This is a genomic window from Bradyrhizobium sp. P3_C3, assembly GCF_056402655.1.
Window position 1 is genome coordinate 181,160 of sequence record NZ_JBFUGY010000004.1, and the last position, 17,520, is coordinate 198,679.

A 17,520-nucleotide genomic window follows, 5' to 3' on the forward strand; every position below is an offset into this window, starting at 1 on the left:
ACGATGGGAGACGTGGTTGCGGATTCAAAGGTCGATTTCGGAGCGCCTGCAACCCTGCATAAATGGCCGTCGCTTGCGAACCAGCGCCGACCGGACAGGGATTCTTATCAGGTGAGCGAAGGTACGCTCGACCAGTGCATATCGGCCTTCATGGAGAAGCCGGCCACGACCAGGCATCTCTATGAGATTCACACGATTGCGCAGCCGCCGCTGGTCACCGATATCCTCTCGCCCGAGCATGTCATCGAGCTATCGCGGTTGAGAGAATTTCTCTGATTGCGTGCAGACGCGGAAGCTGCACGCGCGCGACAAGCTTTTCATGAGGCAGGAACCTTCTACCGGATTTTCCCGTTAATCGGGATCGGAAGTCGAGACGAGAGCCCCAAGATGCTTGAAGCCGGCGCACCATCCGCGGTCGTGCCCTATGGCGCAGACCAGACCCTGTTCGTGGTGATTGATCGCCGCGACAAGGCGACTGAAATCCGCATCGAACGAAGCGATCTTGAAGCCACCATCGGCGAGCTCGTCGCCGGCTGCTTCAACGATCCGATCAAGGTGATCTCGTTCAACACGCTCGAGCACTGGATGAAGGACATCTCGACCGAAATCGCCGGTGAGATCAAGGCGCGCTGCGACATCGATGGCGTCCGGCTTCCCGACTATCTCAGCGACTTCGTCGAGAGCCATAGCTGACCGCGCCTCGTCCTCGTTGATACGTTTCAAATCGCAGGCAAAAAAAAGCGCCGCTTCCGCGGCGCTTTTCGTGTGGCAACATCATTGTTTGATACGTGATCTTATCGGAAAAAGCACGTCACGCTTTCTGGATCATGCTCTAGTGGTGCCAGAACAACGCCAGCAGCAGAACGATCGGCAGCGGCACGCCAAGCAGCCAAAGCAAAGCACCTCGTCCAAAACCCATGACTTTCCTCCTCCACATTCATCAATGACTTGACGCCAGAGACGAACAGAGGTTCCGCGCCTCGCAGCGAGGGCGAATGCGTCCAGTGCATGGTTTATCAGGCGCGCCGATACTTGCCGGCGATGACCTCGATTTCGCGGCGGCGTTCGCCGGCGAAGGTCAGGAGCTTTTCGATGGTCAGCGTATCCGTGATCCGTTTGGCGAGCCGCTCGGCGCGCGCGGCCTGATCTTCGAGATACTGGATCGTGTTCAAACGCCGCCTCCCCCGAGGACCCCAAATTGGAGCCCCGACTTGTTTGGGCAGCCATGGTGCGCCAGGGCGACTAACACTCGGTTAAGCGGGGYGGCTCAAGTCAATCAATCGCGCTCTATCGCACCACGTCGAGCCGGACATTGGTGATGCCCTTGTCGACCATGCCGAGCGCCTCGGCCGCGGACGGCGAGATGTCGACCACGCGTCCGCGAACATAGGGCCCGCGATCGTTGACCCGGACGGTCACGAAGCGGCCTGAGGAGACGTCGGTGACGCGCAGCTTCGTGCCGAACGGCAGGCTGGGATGCGCCGCGGTCAATTCGTTCTTGTCGAACCTCTCGCCGCTCGCGGTCTCCGTGTCCGAATAGAAGCTGGCAACGCCGTGCGAAGCGGTTTGCTTTGCGTCACGGTCGGGGACGCGTACCCGGCTGATCGGACGCGGATGCAAGGCCGCTACCCTATGAGGCCGCTGGACCGCAGCCTGCCGATTGGTGCCAAGATCGGCCTTCTGGCGGCCGACCGGCGATTGTGCGCAGGCGGCGAGCGATGCGGCACCGACGATGGCGAGCAGCAACCGGCATGAGCTTGCGAGGGAAATTCGGGCACTTTCGGCACGTGCAATGCGAGACATGGTACGCCCTCCGAACTGCCCGGAGTTTCGGCGGGCAATGAGGGCAGAACCTTGGCTGAAGGAAAGCAGGCTTAGGGCCACGACCGTTTCGCGCCGGCTGTGGCGATTCCACCACAGTGGCGTGTCCTAAGTCGAGCCAGACTCGCGAAAAACTAACCCGATACAACACGCCAGACGATCGAGCGCGTCTCCGGCTGCGCGTCGCTCGCCTCGGTGTCACCCTTCAGGAGCCGCATCAGCTCGCGCCGATAGAGCCGCCGCCAGCCGGTTTTCAGACTGGCGAGAAAGTCGAGTTCCCGTTGCGTCAGTGTGCACATCATGAACCGGATCCGGTTGCGAAGGCCGCGCCGTCAGCCGACGAGGCCGCCCATCGGCTTGACGTCAGCACTGCCGGGGAAGACCGCATCCGCCAGCACCTTCTCCTCGACACGCAGATGATCCCTGAGCAGGCCCTTCAGCACGGCGCGGAGATCGGTGGTCGGCTTGAGGTCGCGATCCTCGAACAGTTGCGCCGGCTTGAGGCCCGGCCAGTCCGCGATCACGCGGCCGCCGGCGAGCGCGCCGCCAATGAGGAAGGCGACCGTGCCCGTGCCGTGATCCGTGCCCTGCGTGCCATTGATGCGCGCGGTGCGCCCGAACTCGGTGACGACGGCGACGACCGTCTCGCCCCACACCTCGCCCATGTTGCTCTCGATCGCGGCAAACGCACCGTCGAGCGCGCCGAGCAGATTGTAGAGCTGGCCTGACGCTGCGCCTTCCGCGATGTGCGTATCCCAGCCGACGAAGCCCATCGCGCCGACGCGCGGGCCGTCGGGCTTGGCGAGATAGCGCGCGGCGGTGCCGGCGGCTTCGGCGAAGTAGGCGCGCACGCGCGCGATGCCGGGCGGCATCAATGTCGGATCGTCCGACATCGGATCGCCCGTGCCGGGCGCGCCGCCAAGCGAGGCGAGCTTCATGCGCGCTTGAAGCACGGTCGCGAGCTTTGGATCGGTGTGCTGGTAGAGATCGAGCAGGCGGTTCTGCGTGTCCTCGCTCGCCGGTAACAGTTTTTGCGGCACCCATGTCATGACGGGCGCCGATCCGCGCACCACCAGCGGCGTCACCGAGCCGATGCCGAGCGCACGGCTGCCGCGCGGATCGACGCGCCCACCCGACTCCATCGCGAGCAGCGCGCGGTTGAGCCATCCCGATGCGGTGGCACCGGGCTTGGTGAACCCGCTCTCCAGCACGTCCTGACCATCGAAATGCGAGCGCTCGCGATAGGGCGTCGCGGCAGCATGGACGATTGCGGCCTTGCCGGTCTTGTAGAGCCGGTGCAGGTTCGGCATCGCCGGGTTGAGCGCGAAGAAGGAGTCGAGCGGCAGCGCGGGCGGCTTGCCGTCCAGCACCAGCGCGCGATCCCCGCGCAGGCCGACCCAGTCGGGATCGCCGACCGGCGCGACCGCACCGAGACCATCGAGTGCGCCACGCAGGACGACGACGAGAAGGCGCGGATCGCGCCCTTCGGCGCGTGCGATCCGCGGCATCTGGCTCCACGCGAACAGCGCACCGGAGCCGACCAGAAGCTCGCGCCGCGTGGGCAAATGATTGACGAAGCCCATGCTCACCTCCTCTGAAAATCTGCCGACATGAACAGCAGCGCCAGCGCCTGCTGGCGGCTCTCGGCGCGGCCGACCGCCTGCTTCACTTCGGGCGCGATCTGCGATGCGAAGACGTCCTCGATGATCCCCTGCGGATCAGCAGTGGCCGCCACGCGCTCGGCAAAATTGTTGGCGATGTCGAGCCGCCGGCCAATGCCGTCGATCCAGCTTGCCTCGTCATCCGGATAGCCCTTGGGCGCCGACGGCCGCCACAGCCCTTCGCCGAGCAGCTCCTGGCCGCCGGTGAAGCGCACGGGATCGACGGTCGTGATGCCGGTCGCGCGCACCATGCCGACGCCCCATTCGCTCGGACGCTTCAGTTTTGACGGCGGCCCGCGCCACGCGTCGTCCGACGAGACCATCGTGATCGCGACCTGCTTGAGATCGCCCTCGGTGTCGCGAAAGGTCTTCGCCATCTGCTCGACCAGTGCCGGAGGCGGCTCGTCGGCCACGAAATGCCGTGCGAGCTTGGTTGCGACATGGGTCGCGGTCGCCGGATGCGCAGCGAGGTCGCGCAGCACGGCGCGGCCCTGCTCGGCGTCCTCCTGCTCGTAACGCTTGCCGAGCACCGTCTGCCCGCCGGGCTCGTGCAGCCGCGGGTTGAAGGTGAATTCGCCGCCGTGCTCCGGATTGTCTCCAGGAGGAACAAGCGTCCATCCCGTCAACGCATTGGCGAAGCTGATCACGTCGTCCTGGGTGTAGCCGGTCCGCACACCCAGCGTGTGCAATTCCATGATCTCACGCGCAATGTTTTCGTTGAGGCCGCGGCTGCGGTTGATGCCGGCGATCGAGTTCGCGCCCATCGAGCCCAGATTGTCGAGATAGAACAGCATCGCCGGGTGGCCTTCGACCGCCAGCAGAAGATCGACGAAGTGGCCGAACGCATTTGCGCGAATGGCCTCGCGCTCGTAAGCACCCGACATGCTCTGGATCTTGTAGGCCGAGATACAGAAATGATTGGACCAGAACCACACCAGCCGCTCGGCGAAGCCGATGTCGGCAGCGAGCGCGGCTTCGATGCGCAGCTTGGCTTCCTGCAAATACATCGGACGTCCGGGATCGGGAACGGCTTCGGCCGCCTGCTTGGCCGCCATCTCGGCAGCATCCTTCTCCAGGCCCTGTGCTGGCGATTGCCCCTCGGTCTGCGCCTGAGCCTGACCTTGCTCGCCCGCAGCAACTGGTGTCGCAGCCATCTGCTGCTTCTTGGCCTGTTGCTGCGCCTGCTTGGCGCGCGCGGCTCGCCGTGCATTGGCATCGGCCACGGTGCGATAGGCTTTCGCACTGGTGGGAAGGCTGGCGGCGGCGCTCAATGCGAGCGGGCGACCGAGCTCTGCGATCAACGCGCCGCGCGGGTCGGTCCCGACAGCCGCAAGTGATCCCGGTCGCGGCCCCATCCCGAAACGATGAAGCGCCAGCACCGCTTCGGCCTTTGCAGAATTGCTCATTGCGAACGCCCAATTCTCCGAGCCACCCGACGGCAGCGCGATGTTGCCGCGTGCGGACTACGAACCGTAATGCTACAGACCGTAACACTAGAGATCGGCTTGCGCAAGCCGGGATTGAAAACGCCGCTGCACTATCTCGGTAGAACAAGCGCGCATCCGCTGCCCGGCGGACGCGCGTGAGAGGCCTAGAAATTCGGCCCGAGCGCGATCTTCGCCGCGTGCTGCTCCCAAGGCCCAGGATTCAAGATGAGCCCAGAGACTTTGCCCGCGGCGTCCCTGACGAAAGCGATCCGGGTACGATCTTCGTCGGCTGCGGTGAATTCGTTGCTTGATGTCGCCACGAACGGGGTCGCCTTGCCCTTCTCGAATTCGAGGACCGGCCAGACCCCCGTCGCTTCCGCGACGAGCTTGCCTTCCGCGACGCGAACCTGAAGCCGGACCGAATTGACACGGCGGTCGGCTCTCACGACACTGAGGTCGTTCACGCCGTCTTGCCCCTTGTGGACGAGCTTCATCTTGATCGTCGAGTTGGCTGGCCCTCGCAGCTTGGCCAGGACATCGGCGAGCGCGAGGCCTCTCAGCGGCGCGCCGTCAATTTCAGTGATGAGGTCACCCGCCGTCACACCGGCCTTGGTTGCGGGGCCGCCGCCAGGGTTCGGCTTGTTGATCCTCAGCCCCTCCTGCTCCATGGCGACGAAATTCCCGATTCCAAGCCATCCGGTTTTGCCATCGGCCAGGCCCTGCCTGTCACGCGAGCTCACCGTGGCGCCGAAGTCATAGGTTCCGGCATAATCGGCGAGCGCTTCCGGGCTCAGGGGCACCGGCGCAGCCGGCGGGACGGCGGTCGACTCGGGAATCGTCAATGCGCCATAGACGAGGTGATTGATCCCCGAATACAGCACCGCCTGGCGCCCTTTGCTGCCGGGCGTCGCCTGGACCATCTGTACGCCGATCAATTGCTCGGCCGGATCGATCCAGAAATACGTGCTCCAATGTCCAGCCCAGGAAAAGCTTCCAACCGCTCCCGGTATCCAGCTTTGGACCGGATCGGCGCGGATGGCGAAGCCAAGCCCGAAGGTTGTTCCCGCGCGGGCGCCAACCTCGTCACCTCCGAAGATGGTGACACCCGATGGCAGTGCGTTCGTCGTCATCTGCTTCACCGCATGCGGGCTGAGCACGCGCACGCCATCGAGCTCGCCGCCATTGAGCAGCATCTGGCAAAAGCGGAGATAGTCGGGCGCGGTCGATACGAGTCCGCCGTCGCCGGAAAACAACATTGGCGGCGTCGTAACATCCCAGATCGGCGGCCGTTCCGGCATGGGAGAATCGACGAGCCGATCGAGCTTCTCCTTCGGTACAAAGAAGCCGGTGTCGACCATATGCAGCGGCCCAAAGATGCGGCTCTCCAGGAACTGATCGAGGGGCTGACCGGACGCCACTTCAACGACCCGGCTCAGCACTTCGGCGCTCCAGCCATATTCATGGACCTCGCCGGGCTCGTGCGCGAGCGGCAGGCGGGCCAGGCTCGACACGAATTCCGCCAACGTCGTGTCGCGTCTCCGCACGGCCCTCAAGCCGTAGAGCCCATGGATCGTCCGGATCCCGAAGTCGGCGCTTGCGTCGGCAAGGCCCCGTTCCGGGTAGGCAAAATCGAGCTCCGGATAGATCAGGCCAGACGTATGGCGCAACAGATCGCGAACCGTCATCGGACGTTTTGCTGGTTTTGGCAGACCGAGCCCGTACTCCATTTCGCCTGTCGCCGGGTCCGCCTTCTGGAAAGCGACCCGCATGTTCGCAAGCTCCGGCAGATATTGCGAGACGGGCGCGTCGAGGTCGAGCTTGCCCTCATCCACCAGAATCATGGCGGCGACACTGGCCACCGGCTTGGACATCGAGGCGATCCAGAAGATGGAATTCGTCTTCATCGGGACGGTCTTGGCGCGGTCCTGAAATCCGATGGCCTGCAAATAGGCGAGCTTGCCGCCCTTCGCGATTGCGACGACGGCGCCGGGGAGAAGGCCGTCCGACGGCGAGAAAGAATCGAAGCGCGCCTGATACCACGGCGCGATCCGTGCCAGACGCGCGGCCGAGAATCCCAGGCTTTTTGCATCGCCCGGCGTCGCGAGGTCATCGGCGAACGCGGTCCCTGACAGGCAAAGCCCAACGGGAATCGCCCACATCGATGCGACGAGTCTCATTCCGCAGTCTCCGCAGAAGCACAACAAATCTGAGCAGGCACTCCTGCGGCAGATGTGAACCGTTAGAAATTGGGTCCGAGCGCGATCTTCGTGATCGTGCCATTCCTGACGCCGATGCGCCATTCCGCCGAGCCGTTGGCGAACTGCGCGACATAGATGTCGCTGTCGAGCGCCGTGACACCGCGGAAGGAGACCGCACGCAACGCACCGAGCCGCGCCAGGATCGCCTGATCGAACGGAAGCTGCTGGCGCGTGATGTCGGCCACCTCCGACGTCATATGCTCGTAGTCCGGCTGGCCCTTGCCGACACTATCGATGTAGCGGCGCAGCATCTCCTCACCATTGGCGATCGGAACGGCGCGGCGCGCGGCGCGGCCGGGACGCGCACCGAGGTTTGACGCCTCGACGTTGTGGAAGCGCGTCTGCCGGCCCGGCACCAGAACCTCAAGGCAGCGCCCCGACTTGTCGGCGATCATCCAGGGATTGTTCACGGTGGTCGTGGAGGCCCAGGTCGCGTTGGGCCTGACGACGCTCTGCATCCTGCGATTGCCGCTGGCGTCGAGATTGAAGACCTGAAGGTCCTCGCCCATCTCGTTGTAGACCATGATCCTGATCGGCGAGGTGCCGGCGCGGCCGCGCACGCTCGCCTCCTCCGAACAGGAGACGATGCCGCCGAGTTCGTCATTGCCGTCGGCCCGGAACAGCACGTCGCCGGCCTTGCCGTCGGGCTCGAGCATCAGGCGGAATTCGGCCGTGCCGTTCTCGAACTTCGCGCCATAGATGTCGTAGCCGCCGGGGCCGACGCCACGGAAGAAGAGCGATTCCACCGCACCGAGCGCCTGGAACGTCCCGCGCATTTCATCGAGCTGCCGGTGGACCTTGGCTGCGAGCGGCGCGCTCATGCGTTCGTAGTTCGGCGTGCCGCGGCGTAAGTCTTCAATCCCGCGCAAGATCATCTCCTTGCCGCCCGCGACCGGGACCTGCTCCCTGAACCTGTCAGGAACTTCCGCAAGGCGGCGCGTGAAATCCGCCTCGACCGCCTGGGCCACCGCTGCATCGACGCGAGGCGCGAGGCGAGCGCCGAACATCGCGCTCTGCACCAGCACGCGTGCAACCTTCGACTGCTCGTCGCGCAGGAAGATCAAGAGATGGTCGCCGCGGAAGGAGAAGGCGTCAGCGCCCTCGGCGAGGACCTGCGTTGCGCCCTGCCCCGTCTCACGCAACCAGAGACGATCGCCGTCACGCCGCAGGGTGAGCACGCGGTTCGGCGCGATCCTGTACCAGCCGACATATTGATCGAGCGATGCAGGATCGACGGCCGCCGTCGGCATCTCGGCGACGCGAACCGCGCGGATATCGCGGCCGTTCATGCGCAGCGTCAGCTCGGAGGAGCGGCGCTCCGCATCGAGCGGGAACGTGATCTCGCCGGACGAGGCCGCATAGGCCGCGGTGCCGTCACTGCCAACCGTCAGGCGCAGCCTGCGCTGTCCGGTGAGCTGGCCGTAGAGGTCGTCGCCCTCGCGGAAGATGGCGAACACCGAGGCAGGACCCATGGCGTAGAAATTGACGAAGGGGCGGTAATGCTCTGCCGGCACCTCGCCGGTATCCGCGGCGACGGGCACGGGATCCGGGGTGCGATAGGCGATCATGCCGGCGGACACGATCACAGCCGGAATGATCGCGGCCGCGATCCACAGCCGCTTGCGCCAGCCGACCGCGACGGGCATGGCGGCGGCCGCGATGATGCGCTCGACGCGGGCGCGCACGGTCGATACCCGCGCCATCGCGAGCTCCACCGGCCGCGGATTTACGCTGGTTGCGACATCGAGCAGGATTTCGGCATAGGACCACCGGTCGTCGATGACTTCGATCGCCTCGGCGTCGCTGATGATCTCGGCGAGCTCGGCAAGGCGCGCGAGCTGCCACCACGAGAACGGACTGAACCAGAACACTGCACGGTTGAGCGAGGCGAGCAGCAGGACGTAGAAATCGCGATTGGCGACGTGCGCGCCCTCATGCGCGAGCACCGCGAGGCGCTTCTTCGCATCCCAGCCGGAGAACTGCGGCGGCACCAGAATGGTCGAGCCGAACGTGACGGGCCCGCCGACCTCGCGGCTGACGCGCACGTCGGCGTCGATCAGCTGCGGGCCGCTCATCGGCCTTGCCGCGCGTGCCAGACGCCAGGTCAGGCAGAGACCGATGGCCAGCCGCAGCAGCAACGCGCCGGCGACGCCGGCATAGACGATGGTGGCGACCAGCCACCAATTGATCGATACAGCAGCTTTTGCCGGCGCCACGACAGCAGCGCCCGGCGGAATCGGCAGCGCGGGTTGCGGGGCCTCCAGCATCGAGATGTCGGCCGGCAGGAAATCATCCGGCACGGATACCGGCAGAGGCATCCGGGTGATCGTCAGCGTCGGCCAGTGCATCACGAAAGGCATCGCCAGCGATGCCAGCAGCACGACGACCCACGCCGTCATGTGGACGTGCGGATTGCGCACGCGAAACAGGTTGAGACCGAACCAGACGACGCCTCCCAGCACGAAGGAGCGTAGCGCCGCCTCAGCCAGAGTTGCGATCATTCTTTCTTCACTCCCCTCGCCTTCTTCGCCTTGGCCACCTGGTCGGCCAGTGTACGCAGCTGCTGCTGGTCGAGCATCGCATTGTCCACCATGCCGACGAGGACTTCCTCCATCGAGCCGTTGCAGAACCAGTCGACGATACGCTGCACCGCCTTGGCCGCGACCCGCGCGCGCTCTTCTGCAGCGTGGTAGACATAGGTGCGTCCGTCCACGGTGTGCCGAGCATAGCCCTTTTCTTCCAGCCGGCGCAGCACCGTGCGGACCGTGGATTCCTTCAGACGCCGCGACAGCCGCTCGCGCACGACCTCGGCCGTAACGGGACCATGGGCCCAAACCAATTGCATGACCTCGTGCTCGAGGTCCCCCAGTTCGGGCAAACGATCGTCCATGGCATCTGACCTTGCGGATTGAGTTTTCTTGTAACGCTACAGATCGTCGCATATGCGGCCGCGCCGCGCAACGGCGATTCCACCTGAAATGGTGTTGCTATGCCGTCATGCCCGGGCTTGTCCCGGGCATCCACGTTCTTCGTCCCGCGCGGCAAAGCGTGGATGGCCGGGACAAGCCCGGCCATGACGATGTGGAGGCAGTCAGTACTGCGGCTCGTACATCTGGGACTGGACCAGGCCCTTCACGTCGTTGGGTGCGGGTCCGTCGGCGAGACCGCGCTGGTAGGCGACGTCTGCCACCGCAACGGCGATGCGGGCCGAGACCTCGCGAATGCGGGGGAGCGCCGGATAGAGGCTGCCCTGCGCGAGGTCCTCCTTGCCGACGCAATCAGCGAGCGTATGGGCGGCCGCCATGAACATCTCGTCCGTCACCAGGCGCGAGCGGCTGGCGATGACGCCGAGGCCGACGCCGGGGAAGATGTAGGAGTTGTTGCCCTGGCGCGGCACGAAGGTGCGGCCGTTGAGCGTCACCGGATCATAGGGACTGCCGCAGGCGAACAGTGCGCGGCCCTCGGTATAGCGGTAGGCATCCTCGGCCGAGCATTCGGCCTTCGAGGTCGGGTTGGAGAGCGCGAACACGATCGGCTGCTCGTTGAGCGCGGCCATCGCCTTGAGCACCTCGGGCGTGAAGGCGCCGCCGACCGCGGCGACACCGATGATCGCCGTCGGCTTCAGCGTCTTGATCGCGGTGAGGAAATCGGCGATCGGCGCCTGGCCGGCATGGGCATAGCGCAGCTTATGGCCAGAGAGGCCGTCACGGCCGCCGACGACGAGGCCGCGGGAATCCACCAGCCAGTTGCGCCGGAGAGCTTCCGCCTCGGAAATTCCCTCCGCCATCATGGCGGAGACGACGAGATCGGCGATGCCGGTTGCCGCCTCGCCTGCACCGAGGAACAGGATGCGCTGATCCCTGAGCTTGCCGCCATTGACGCGCAGCGCCGAGAACAGGCCGGCGAGCGCCACCGCCGCGGTGCCCTGGATGTCGTCGTTGAAGACGCAGGCCTCGTCCCGATATTTGTGCAGCAGCTTGAACGCCGAGTGATTGGCGAAATCCTCGAACTGGATCAGCACGCCCGGAAACGTCTTTCGCGCGGCCTGCATGAACTCGTCGACGAAGCTGTCATAGGCCTCGCCGGTGAGCCGCCGCTCGCGCAAACCAAGATAATAGGGATCGTTCAAGAGCTCTTCGTTGTTGGTGCCGACGTCGAGCACGATCGGCAGGCAATGCTCGGGATGCACGCCGGCGCAGGCGGAATAGAGCGAGAGCTTTCCGACCGGGATGCCCATGCCATTGGCGCCGAGATCGCCCAGCCCGAGGATGCGTTCGCCATCGGTCACGACGATCAGCTTGGCCGGATAGGGCCAGTTCTCCAGGATCTCGGCGATCTGGCCGCGATCGCGCGATGAGATGAACATGCCGCGCGGCCGCTGGAAGATCAGGCCGTATTTCTGGCAGGCGAGCCCGACCGTCGGGGTGTAGATGATCGGCTGGATCTCATCGATATTGTCGACGACCACGCGGAAGAACAGCGCCTCGTTGCGGTCATGCAGCGCATTCAGCGCGACGTATTTTTCAAGGTCCGTCGGCAGCGTGCGCAGATTGGTGAGTACGCGCTCGACCTGCGTCTCCATCGTCAGTACGCAGGGCGGCAGCAGGCCGCGAAGGCCGAGCGCGTCGCGCTCCGCTTCCGTGAAGGCGGTGCCCTTGTTGAGCAAGGGATCGCGCAGCAGCGTCATGCCGTGAGCGGGGTCGGATGATGTCGAATGGGCGCTGACCCGAGCAGGTCTATTCACGAAATCCCCCAGGGAGTTTCTTATTGAAGGGCAAACATTGTCGGCCAGCGCTCACCTGAGATCAAGGACGTAGAGACTCAAGGCTCGATTGTGATCTCGCACCGCAGCGAGATTTCGCGAAAAGCCGGCATTTGCGCGCGAGAAGAGGTTAACGCAGCAGGACTACTCGGGCTTGATGTCGGCGGCCTTCACGATCGGCCACCATTTCTCGGTCTCCGCCTTCTGGAATGCGCCGAGCGCCGAAGGCGATTGCTGGTCGGCAGGCGGAATCTCCTGCCCCAATTCGGCGAAACGCTGCTTGACAACGGGATCGGCAAGCACCGCGACGATGGCCGCGTTGAGCTTTGTGACGATCTCCTTCGGCGTGTTCTTCGGTGCCCAGATGCCGTGCCAGTAGGAGATGTAGAGACCGGGCAGGCCCGCCTCGTCGACGGTCGGGATATCAGGCGCGGACGCGAGCCGCGTCGGCGACGTCACCGCGAACGCCTTGATCGCGCCGTTCTTGTACTGCGGCAGCGAGTTCGAGGCCTGGTCGAACATGATGTCGATCTGGCCTGCAACGAGATCGATCATGGCGGGTCCGGCGCCGCGATAGGGCACGAACTGGAAATCGGTGCCGGTCTTCTCCTTGAAGAAGACGCCTGCGACGTGCGCGCCCGTGCCTGCACCAGCCGTGCCAGCAGTCGCCTTGCCGGGGCTGGCCTTCAGCCACGCAATCATCTCTTTCAGATTGTTGGCCTCGAGCGACTTCCGGCCGACGATGAGCTGCGTTCCCATCGCGATCGTGGCGACCGGCTCAAAATCGGCGATCACATCATAGGGCAGCTTGAAGATCGCGCCGTTCAGCACATGCGTGCCCCAATGGCCGATCGTGATCGTCGTGCCGTCAGGCGTCGCGCGCGCAACGCGGGCGCCCGCAATGCTGCCGGAGGCACCAGCGACATTCTCGACCACGACGGTCGTGTGCAACTGAGCGGCGATCCGCTCGGACAGGATCCGCGCCAGCGTGTCGGTCGGGCCGCCCGCCGCGAACGGCACCACGAGGGTGATGGGGCGCGACGGGAACGGCTGGGCGCCCGCCGGTACGGTCCACGCCGCACATCCGATCAACGCGCAAATGACGATCACATGACCGCGTAGTCCGGCCCACAGCCCCTGCATTCCATCCACCCTTTTTCATCGCCCGCATGTTGTCAGCGGGCTGGGGCCGGAGTGAACGCTGCCGGGCGGGCAGAGGCAAGCTGGAAATTATGCCGAGCGCTAACCAGCCGCCCGCCGCGGGGCCAGATTGGCGGCGCCATCAGCCGGCGGCGCGATCTGCATCAGGATAGTCTGGACCGGGGATGCGACCTCGATGCCGTTCTGCTKGAAGCGCAGCTTCATGCGGCGGTTGAATTCGCGCTGGACCGGCCAGCGGCCGGCCTCCGTGCAGCGGATCTGGCCGACGATCGACACCATGGCACCATCGACCTTGTCGATGCCCCACAGATCGAGGTCGCCGCGAATTGCCGCGCGAAACTCCGGCTCGCGGCGCATCTCCTCGACGATGTCCTTGAGGATCTGGCCGGCGCGGTCGGTGTCTTCCTTGTAGGCGACATTGACGCTGACGGATGCATTGCCGGCGCCGCGGCTGGCATTGGTGATGGTCGTCACCGCGCTGAACGGCACGATGTGCACGGCGCCGTCGCCGGCGCGCAGACGAATGGTGCGGATCGAGACGTTCTCGACCACGCCGGACAGCCCCGAGACGCTGACATTATCGCCGACCTGGACCGTGTTCTCCAGCAGCAGGAACAGGCCGGTGATGAGATCCTGCACCAGCTTTTGCGAGCCGAAGCCGATGGCGATGCCGACGATGCCGGCGCCGGCCAGCAGCGGCGCGACGTTGACGCCAATCTCGCTCAGCGCGGTAAGGCCGACGACGGTGGCGATCAGGCAGAGCAGCGCCGTTCGCAGCATCGGCTGGAAGGTGCGCAGGCGCGCCGCGCGGGCGTAGTGCCCGTCGCGTGACAGCGTATTGATCTGGCGGACCAGCAGCGCGTTGCTGGCCTCCCAGATGGCGGCAGCAATGAGCACGGCGATGCCGATGGTCGCCACCGCCGAAATCAGCCGGCCGCCGATCTGGCCTCCATAGAACCAGACGATGGCGTCGACGCCCCAGACTTCAAGCACGGCCACGAAACCGATGAACGCGATCACGCTGGATACGATCTTGCGCAGTAGCGGCAGATAGCGGTTGGCGCGGATCTCGAGGCCCGGAAAGCGCTGAAGGATCTCCGGCCTGATGCGGAAGCCGCGGTCGATCAGGCTCAGAGTCACCATGATGGCGACGCGCGTGATCAGCGCGACCACGACGGTGCCGACGAAATATTGCAGCAGCAGCGAATAGCCATTGCGGATGTTGAGCGCCCAGACCGCCCACAGCGCGAGGTCGAGCGCGATGGCGAGATAGTGCCAGCCGCCGGCAATGCGGTTGCGCAGGCGCGCCGCGATCCCCTGCCGCTCCGCCGGCGCGCGGATGGCTTCGGCGACCTGGCGGCGGCATTGCAGGATGATGACGACGACGAAGAGATGCACGACCAGCAACACCATGCGCAGCAGCGCGGCATAGCCGGCACGATGCAGGCCGAGCAACAGCGCCACATTGGCGAAGGCGATGCCGGAGACGCCGACGCCGACGATGCGCCGCGCCCAGATCTCGATATAGGCCGCAGTTTCTGCCCGAACGGGAACGAGGCCAAACGGCCCCGCCAGCGCGCGGACGACGCAGATGAGCCCGCGCGAGAAGGCATAGGCATTGACGACGGCAAGGATCACGAGGCGGACGGTTGCGGGATCGCCGATCTCCGTGCCGAGCAGTGCGGTTGCGACGCCGATGAAGACGAACACGGGGAGCAGTTCGAGCAGGAGACGCCCCAGCACGAAGGGCAGCCGCAGCAGCAATTGCCAGACACGTGCGAGACTGTTGCGGCGCTTGTGCAGTTCGGGCGCAGGCGTGACATCGGCGACCGATGAGGGCGGATCGGCGATGGGCAGCACCTGCGCCGGCAGGCGCGCGGTTTGCGGGACGCGTCCTTCCAGGAAGGCAACCGGCCGCCGGATCGCGCGGAAGATCACCCACTCCGCCGCAATGGCGCAGCCGAGCACCAGCGCGAGCTTCCACGCGATCTCGATCAGGAGGTTGTAGGCGACGGGATCGTTGGCGGTCCGTACGATCCAGTAATAGAAGGCGGGGAAATGCGTCAGCGTCCGCGCCACGTCGGCGATCTCGCGCGAGATCTCGCCGATCTCTTCCGACACCGTGAGCAGGAGCTGTGCGCCAAGGCCGTCGGCCGAGAGCGGGATCGGCGATTTCTGCTCGGGCGCCGCGGGCACGGGCTGCTGCTGACCGGGCACATTCGCGATCACGCGCAGCGTATCGATCATCTGCGCACGTTTTTTGTCGTCCTGGAGCGTCTCCAGCGCCCGCTTGGCTTCCTCCGGCGACAGTGCGGCAGCCCTGTTGGCGGCCGGCGGCTCGGCGCGAACGGTGGAAAGAGATGAGATCGCGATGAAGAGAGCGGCGAGGAACGCCGGGGCAAGCTTGTGCGACACGAGGATTCCCTGGAAAAGTGCATGCGCCGGCGGCGTCGGGACTGTCGCCGCCGAAGCACTGCGTCATGTCGTATCGACGCTATTCGCCCCGGCGCTGTGTCGGAAGTTGGCCAGCGAGGCGACATTCTCTTGGCATTTGCCGCAGTGCAGGAACGGGAACCGTCGGCTCCGCGCAGCCGGACATCGACCGAGTGCGATGCGCACGACAAAACCCTCCCGTCATTCCGGGAGTCGGCCCGGAATGACGGCGAGGAGGAGGAGGAGAAAGCAGGATGTCAAAGCGCCTGTCATGGCGGCCGCATCACGGCCATCCGACACGATCGGTGTGATGCAAAATACAGCGCCGGGTAGGTAGGGGCTTTGCCTCACTGATGCAGCCCGCTAAACCTTTACCCGGCGTGCCGTTCGCGGTTTCTGCCGCTATGCGATAGTCCGAACGAGCTCCATCGCACTTAACGCGGCTGGATCTGCGGAGGTGGAGTCATAGACCTCCCCTTGCTCATGAGGTGGACGTTACGCGTCGCGTATTCGCGACCAGCACGATGCTCCTCCCGTGACACAAAACTGTCAAGCAGGATCAATGCTGCGGGTATCACATTTGAGGACGTGTTCCCTCCCACCGCGACAGATTGGCCGCAGATCAGGGAATAAATTCCCTCCCGCCGCGTTTGTGTCAGAGAGTCCATTCGCCTTCCGCATTCCATCCATTTCCAGAAAGCAAGACATGAAAGCATTACTTTGCATCGCCGCTGTCGCGGCCCTCCTGACTGGATCAGCCTTCGCGCAGACCCCGCCGCAGACCTCGACCAAAAAGGTCGACGGCACCGAGAACGTCTACGTCTTCCGCTATGGCGGTCATCAGTCGATGTTCATCGTGACGCCGCAGGGCGTGATCGCGACCGACCCGATCTCGTATTTGCGTCCGGCAAAGCCCTATATCGACGCCATCAAGGCCGTCACCGATAAGCCGATCAAATACGTCGTCTACAGCCACCACCATTACGACCACATCGCCGGCGGCCAGCCCTTCAAGGATCTCGGTGCCACCTTCATCGCGCACCGGCGGACCAAGGAGCGCCTGCTCGAGCTGAAGAAGCAGAATTCGCTGCTCGCCGATGTCGTGATGCCGGACCAGGTGATCGACGACAAGAAGAGCATCACGCTCGGCGGCACCACGCTGGAGCTGAACTATGTCGGCCGCAACCACTCCGACAATTCGCTGGTGGTGCGGCTGCCGAAGGAGAGGATCGTCTTCGTCGTCGACTTCGCGCCGATCGAGTCCGTGCAGTTCCGCAACATTCCCGACAACGCCTCGCCGGTCGAGTATATCGCCTCGCTGAAGAAGCTGGCGTCGCTCGATTGGGAGCGGATGATCCCCGGCCATCCCTATGCCGGCGGGCGCTTCGGCACCAAGAAGGACGTCGAGGACGACATCGCCTACATGGAGGACCTCTCCGCCGAGGTGAAGAAGGCCGCCGATGCCGGCAAATGCTTCGACACCGCGATGAAGGAAGTGAAGCTGCCGAAATACGAGAAATGGGCGAATTACGAGACCGCCCTTCCTGCCAATGTCGAGCGCTTCTGCTACTGGTGGGGCCGCGGGTATTGAGGGTCGGCTTGCTCAGACGCGACGAGCTTCGCTCGCGCTGAGATCGTAGGGTGGGCAAAGGCGCGCTTGCGCCGTGCTCACCACCCCTCGCCGGATGAAGATTGGTGGGCACGCTTTGCTTTGCCCACCCTAGGGATCGCCGCTAGCGAACGCGCCGCCCTGTCCTCGCCGACGGCGCCTGCGCGAAATACGGATTCGTCAGACATGTCGCCGGACGCCCCTGCGCGCTTGCCTGGCACTGGGCGAACGAGGAGAAAATGCAGTCCATCCGCTCGCCCTCCAACTCGCCGAAGACGTGCAGGCAGACCGGCGCATCGCCCCCATAGGTCTGGGCGCGCGCGGAACCGGCGATCAAGAGCGCGGCGAACAGGGAAACGACGACAGCAGGCTTGTACACGACAACCTC

Annotated in this window: 15 protein-coding genes; 3 read left to right on the plus strand and 12 right to left on the minus strand. The window is 64.8% G+C overall.

Annotation, left to right across the window (positions count from 1 at the left end):
• The first annotated feature begins 3 nt into the window (after window positions 1-3).
• Entirely contained in the window at window positions 4-276 is a 273-nt protein-coding gene (locus AC1DW2_RS07000; protein ID WP_063979744.1) for a hypothetical protein, read from the plus strand.
• A gap of 111 nt (window positions 277-387) precedes the next feature.
• The gene (locus tag AC1DW2_RS07005; protein ID WP_063979745.1) at window positions 388-693 is read left to right on the plus strand and encodes a hypothetical protein; all 306 of its coding nucleotides are present in this window, start codon (window positions 388-390) and stop codon (window positions 691-693) included.
• 323 nt (window positions 694-1,016) lie between these two features.
• Here AC1DW2_RS07005 and AC1DW2_RS07010 read toward each other — a convergent pair whose 3' ends face one another.
• The 11 genes from AC1DW2_RS07010 to AC1DW2_RS07060 form a co-directional block, all read right to left on the minus strand.
• A complete protein-coding gene (locus AC1DW2_RS07010) occupies window positions 1,017-1,172 on the minus strand; it encodes a hypothetical protein (protein WP_014493103.1) in 156 nt (51 codons plus the stop codon).
• Between the two features lie 115 nt (window positions 1,173-1,287).
• Window positions 1,288-1,803: a septal ring lytic transglycosylase RlpA family protein gene (locus tag AC1DW2_RS07015; protein ID WP_085401556.1), complete on the minus strand. Its 516-nt coding sequence runs from the start codon at window positions 1,801-1,803 to the stop codon at window positions 1,288-1,290.
• Window positions 1,804-1,955: 152 nt separating this feature from the next.
• Window positions 1,956-2,123 carry a hypothetical protein gene (locus tag AC1DW2_RS07020; RefSeq protein WP_477005551.1) on the minus strand — a complete coding sequence of 56 codons (168 nt, stop codon included), beginning with the start codon at window positions 2,121-2,123 and terminating at the stop codon, window positions 1,956-1,958.
• A 30-nt stretch (window positions 2,124-2,153) separates the two neighbouring features.
• Window positions 2,154-3,404: a DUF1501 domain-containing protein gene (locus AC1DW2_RS07025; protein ID WP_259256473.1), complete on the minus strand. Its 1,251-nt coding sequence runs from the start codon at window positions 3,402-3,404 to the stop codon at window positions 2,154-2,156.
• A 2-nt stretch (window positions 3,405-3,406) separates the two neighbouring features.
• A complete protein-coding gene (locus AC1DW2_RS07030; RefSeq protein ID WP_477005552.1) occupies window positions 3,407-4,888 on the minus strand; it encodes a DUF1800 domain-containing protein in 1,482 nt (493 codons plus the stop codon).
• 185 nt (window positions 4,889-5,073) lie between these two features.
• A complete protein-coding gene (locus tag AC1DW2_RS07035) occupies window positions 5,074-7,086 on the minus strand; it encodes a serine hydrolase (RefSeq protein WP_477005553.1) in 2,013 nt (670 codons plus the stop codon).
• A gap of 62 nt (window positions 7,087-7,148) precedes the next feature.
• Window positions 7,149-9,668, minus strand: coding sequence for a M56 family metallopeptidase (locus AC1DW2_RS07040; RefSeq protein ID WP_477005554.1), 2,520 nt, complete (start codon window positions 9,666-9,668; stop codon window positions 7,149-7,151).
• On the minus strand, window positions 9,665-10,057 hold the full coding sequence (locus AC1DW2_RS07045) for a BlaI/MecI/CopY family transcriptional regulator (protein WP_014493096.1): 393 nt from the start codon (window positions 10,055-10,057) through the stop codon (window positions 9,665-9,667). The genes AC1DW2_RS07040 and AC1DW2_RS07045 overlap by 4 nt, the downstream gene beginning before the upstream one ends.
• 201 nt (window positions 10,058-10,258) lie before the next feature.
• Window positions 10,259-11,854, minus strand: coding sequence for an NAD-dependent malic enzyme (locus AC1DW2_RS07050; RefSeq protein ID WP_477005614.1), 1,596 nt, complete (start codon window positions 11,852-11,854; stop codon window positions 10,259-10,261).
• 219 nt (window positions 11,855-12,073) lie between these two features.
• A complete protein-coding gene (locus AC1DW2_RS07055; protein WP_354102693.1) occupies window positions 12,074-13,072 on the minus strand; it encodes a tripartite tricarboxylate transporter substrate-binding protein in 999 nt (332 codons plus the stop codon).
• A 99-nt stretch (window positions 13,073-13,171) separates the two neighbouring features.
• The gene (locus AC1DW2_RS07060) at window positions 13,172-15,505 is read right to left on the minus strand and encodes a mechanosensitive ion channel domain-containing protein (RefSeq protein ID WP_477005555.1); all 2,334 of its coding nucleotides are present in this window, start codon (window positions 15,503-15,505) and stop codon (window positions 13,172-13,174) included.
• Window positions 15,506-16,229: 724 nt separating this feature from the next.
• Between AC1DW2_RS07060 and AC1DW2_RS07065 the strand changes: the two genes are divergently transcribed.
• The gene (locus AC1DW2_RS07065; protein WP_477005556.1) at window positions 16,230-17,114 is read left to right on the plus strand and encodes an MBL fold metallo-hydrolase; all 885 of its coding nucleotides are present in this window, start codon (window positions 16,230-16,232) and stop codon (window positions 17,112-17,114) included.
• A 142-nt stretch (window positions 17,115-17,256) separates the two neighbouring features.
• Here AC1DW2_RS07065 and AC1DW2_RS07070 read toward each other — a convergent pair whose 3' ends face one another.
• Window positions 17,257-17,511, minus strand: coding sequence for a DUF3551 domain-containing protein (locus AC1DW2_RS07070; protein WP_071910559.1), 255 nt, complete (start codon window positions 17,509-17,511; stop codon window positions 17,257-17,259).
• Between the last annotated feature and the right edge of the window lie 9 nt (window positions 17,512-17,520).